General features: G+C 62.2%; 4 protein-coding genes. 1 reads left to right on the top strand and 3 read right to left on the bottom strand.

Annotated elements, in window-relative coordinates; genetic code table 11:
- Positions 1-112, bottom strand: a 112-nt coding sequence (locus tag IL54_RS25780) for a FecR/PupR family sigma factor regulator (protein ID WP_443210143.1), incomplete at its 3' end; no start/stop codon positions are given.
- On the bottom strand, positions 112-687 hold the full coding sequence (locus tag IL54_RS00980) for an RNA polymerase sigma factor (RefSeq protein WP_004212904.1): 576 nt from the start codon (positions 685-687) through the stop codon (positions 112-114). The genes IL54_RS25780 and IL54_RS00980, both read right to left, overlap by 1 nt.
- Before the next feature lie 124 nt (positions 688-811).
- Here IL54_RS00980 and IL54_RS00975 point away from each other — a divergent pair, with 124 nt between their 5' ends.
- Positions 812-2308 carry an alkaline phosphatase D family protein gene (locus IL54_RS00975; RefSeq protein ID WP_037472268.1) on the top strand — a complete coding sequence of 499 codons (1497 nt, stop codon included), beginning with the start codon at positions 812-814 and terminating at the stop codon, positions 2306-2308.
- Positions 2309-2382: 74 nt separating this feature from the next.
- Here the strand turns inward: IL54_RS00975 and IL54_RS00970 are convergent.
- Positions 2383-3756: catalase (locus tag IL54_RS00970; protein WP_037472520.1), on the bottom strand; the 1374-nt coding region annotated here is incomplete at its 5' end.

The following is a 3756-nucleotide window of genomic DNA, read 5'->3' as shown; positions in this document are numbered from 1 at the left end:
CCTGGGCAAAGGCGATGGCATGGCGGGGATCGGCCGCACGCCATTGTTCGAAAGCCTGCGGCGTGACCGAGCCTGCATCGAGCGCCGCCAGCCAGCCGGCGGCTTCCTCCATCATTTTCTCTGGTGTCGGTGGCGTTGCCATAAGCGCGAAAACGGGGCCCTTTCTTCCTGCGGTGGCGCTTCCTGCATCGCATAGGCAAGAATGGCCAGCCCTTTGGCAAGATGCTTCTCTACAGTAGAGACCGACAAACCCATCCGCACCGCTATATCGCCCGGCAATAATCCTTCGATCCGCCGCATCTTCACCACCGCGCGCGCCTGTGGCGGCAATTGCTCCATCAGCGCGATCAGCCGTGCCAGCTCCATATTGCCCGATAGCACTGCAAATTGATCCGGCGCGCTATCGGCAATTTCCATCGCTTCCATATCGGCCAGATGCTCGAACCGCACGACGGTGGCGCGACGATGACGTTCATGCGCCAGATTGCGGATGATGGTGAGGACGAAGCTGCGGGGATTGACGATCTCGCGATGATGCGACGCATTGATCGCGCGGGCATAGGCCTCCTGCACCAGATCCTCGGCCTCGGCCGTGGGGACCAGCCGAGCCGCCTGCCGCCGGAAAGCGACCCGGTGCGGCAATATCTCATCAATGAACCAGCGGTCTACATCCCTCAACCAGGTCACGGCGGCTTCCCCCTTCAGATGAGCGGGGCGGTTAGTCAGTCGGCATGACAATATCGGGACAATATCCACATTCGTCGGGGGTCGCTGTCGCATTACTGTCAAACGCCGCCGATAGGGCCGCCCGATGCAAGCCTCTCCCTGGCATCGCCGCGCCGTGCTGGGCGCCATGGTCGCGCTTGGCGCCACGCCGCTCCGGGTGCTCGCCGCACCCTTCACTGCGCAGGCCGACCCCTTTGCGCTCGGCGTCGCCAGCGGCGATCCATCCCGCGACGGCTTCGTTTTGTGGACGCGCCTCGTCGGCCCCGACGCCCACCCTCTTCGGGCCGGATCGATCCCGGTCCGTTACGAGGTCGCCGAGGATGAAGGATTTCGCAACATCGTCCGGACCGGCGCATTGAACGCGCATCCCGAGGCGGCGCACAGCATCCATCTCGAACTGACCGGACTACGACCGGGGCGCCCCTATCATTATCGCTTCCATGCGCTTGGCGCGACCAGCCCGGTCGGGCGTACCGCAACCGTGCCGGACCGCACCAACCGGTTGCGGCTGGCGCTCACATCCTGCCAGCATTGGGAATTGGGATGGTTCGGCGCCTATCGCGACATGCTGGCGGGCGATCCCGACCTGATCGTGCAGGTCGGCGACTATATTTACGAAACATCCTATCCCGACCAGCCCAAGGTCCGCGATTTCGGCGCGCCCGAACCACGCGATCTGGATGGGTACCGCGCCCGCTACGCCCTCTATCGCACCGATCCGGATTTGCAGGAAGCGCACCGGCGCGTGCCCTGGCTCGTCACATGGGACGATCATGAGGTGCTGAACGATTATGCCGCGCTCGCCAATCGAGAGGGGCTACCTCCCGAAATTTTCGCGGCGCGGCGAGCGGCGGCCTATCAGGCCTATTTCGAACATATGCCGATCCGCCCCAGCCTGTGGCGCTCCATGGCCAGCCCGCGCCTCTATCGTGGGGTGGACTGGGGCGAACTGGCATCGCTTTCCATGCTCGACACGCGCCAATTCCGGTCCAACCCGCCATGCGCGGCGCCGTCGGTAGCCCGCAACGTCCGGCTCGATCATTGCGCCGAACGGTTGGCGCCCGATCGGACCATGCTGGGACAGGCGCAGGAGGCATGGCTGGCTCAGCGCCTTTCCCAAGAGCGGCGCCCTTGGACTTTATTGGCGCAGGGCGTGTTTTTTGCGCCGCTGGCGCTCGATGGCGGGGGTGACGCTGTCTATAGCGACCAGTGGGACGGCTATGTCGCAGGCCGCTCACGGCTGCTGGATCAGCTCGCCCGCCCCAATGTCCGCAATCCCCTAATTCTAAGCGGCGACGTCCACAGTTTTTGGCTGAATGATCTGCATCGGGCGGATGGCACCCCGCCAGTGGCGACCGAAATCGTCACCTCCGCCCTTGCTGCCCAATCGCCGCCAGCCGGCCGCTTCGGCGAGGTTCGCGCAAATAACCCCCACATCCGCTTTCATGACCTGAACCATAGCGGCTACGTCCGCATCGAGATCGAACCGACGCGACTAGTGGCACAATTTCGTGCACTGAATCTGAAATCGGCCCGGGCAAAGCCCAAGATCCTGCAACAGGTGGAACAGGATATCAGGTAGGCGACAACTGCATTTAGCCCGGCTAAAAGACATGAGCGACCAGGCGTTAAACTGATCGCTCATCATGTCTTCTCTCAAGCCAGCATACGCAGCGATGGTTCGCGGTCATAGAAGCGGAGAGCCGCCGCCTTGACGAACGCTGCATCGACCCCCGTGACGCCCGCGTCGGGCACCACGCCGGCCTTGTCGAGCAAGGGCTGCGCTGTCTCATTCGCGCCAATCGCCTTGAGATGGCCAAAGGCGTTCATCACAAATTCGACCGCCGCGCCTTCGTTCAGCAGCGTCGCGCAGCCCTCCTGCGACACTATGATCGCCACGGCATCGAAAATCTGACTCGGCGATCCTGCCAGCTGACCATCGGCCTTCTGCTGCTTGCCGTTGGAGAGCTTTGCGCCACCGACTTTGGGCGCGACGATCACAGCCTTGCCCTTGGCTTTTTCTACTGCCGTGACGATTGCTGCCAGTTCGTCCGCATCGCTGCCGTCCGCGATCAGAATGCCGACTTTGCGCCCCTCAAGCGTCGCCAGCATATTCTTATGGATCGAAAGTGCGTCCGAAGGCGGCATGTCGATCGGCTCCTTGGCGGCGGGCGTCTTTTTCGGCAGATCGATCGCTAAGCCGTCCGCAACCCGGCTCGCCAGGTCTTCGTCCACATTGCGTAGATTGGCCACCATCCGGCCGGGCACCTGATCGAGCTGTGCCACCTTCGAGAGTTCGAACACGAAGGACGAGGCGATATGGGCTTGTTCACTGATCGTCTGTGAACGGTAGAATAAACGCGCCTGACTGTAATGATCGGCGAAGGTTTCCGCCCGCACGCGCAGCTTGTCGCCGCTCTCTTCAGGGCCAGTGGCGGCGTTTGCCGTTACAAAGCCGACGTCCGGGCTTTCGCGCGGTCCACCTTCCTCGCCATGCGCCGCCAGGCTGTTGGGTTCATAATTGGCACGGCCCTTGGGCACCATCGTCTGCATTTTTCCGTCCCGCTGGAAATTGCCGAACGGACAGCGCGGTGCGTTTACCGGGATCTGATGGAAGTTGGTGGTGCCGAGACGTGAATTTTGCGTATCCAGATAGGAGAAGAGCCGGCCCTGAAGCAGCGGATCATTCGAAAAATCGATGCCTGGCGGAACATTCGAGGGCAGGAATGCGACCTGCTCGGTTTCGGCGAAGAAATTGTCGACATTGCGGTTGAGCGTCAGTGTGCCGATCAGGCGCACGGGCACATCCTCTTCCGGGATGAGCTTGGTCGCGTCGAGCACGTCATAGGGTTGCGCCTCGGCAAACGCCTCGTCGAACAATTGGATACCCAGATCCCATTGCGGGAAATCGCCGGCGTCGATCGCCTCGAACAGGTCGCGGCGCTGATAGTCATTGTCCGCCGCCTGGAGCTTCAGCGCTTCGTCCCAAATGGTAGACTGAATCCCAAGTCGGGGCTTCCAGTGGAACTT

Source organism: Sphingobium sp. ba1 (assembly GCF_000743655.1).
Lineage (GTDB): Bacteria > Pseudomonadota > Alphaproteobacteria > Sphingomonadales > Sphingomonadaceae > Sphingobium.
Note: the sequence above shows the minus strand (reverse complement) of the source record. Positions and strands in the feature narration are given on the sequence as shown.

Excerpts from the sequence above, each read along its gene's own strand:
- IL54_RS00975 (WP_037472268.1), top strand. The coding sequence starts at position 812 with ATGCAAGCCTCTCCCTGGCATCGCCGCGCCGTGCTGGGCGCCATGGTC.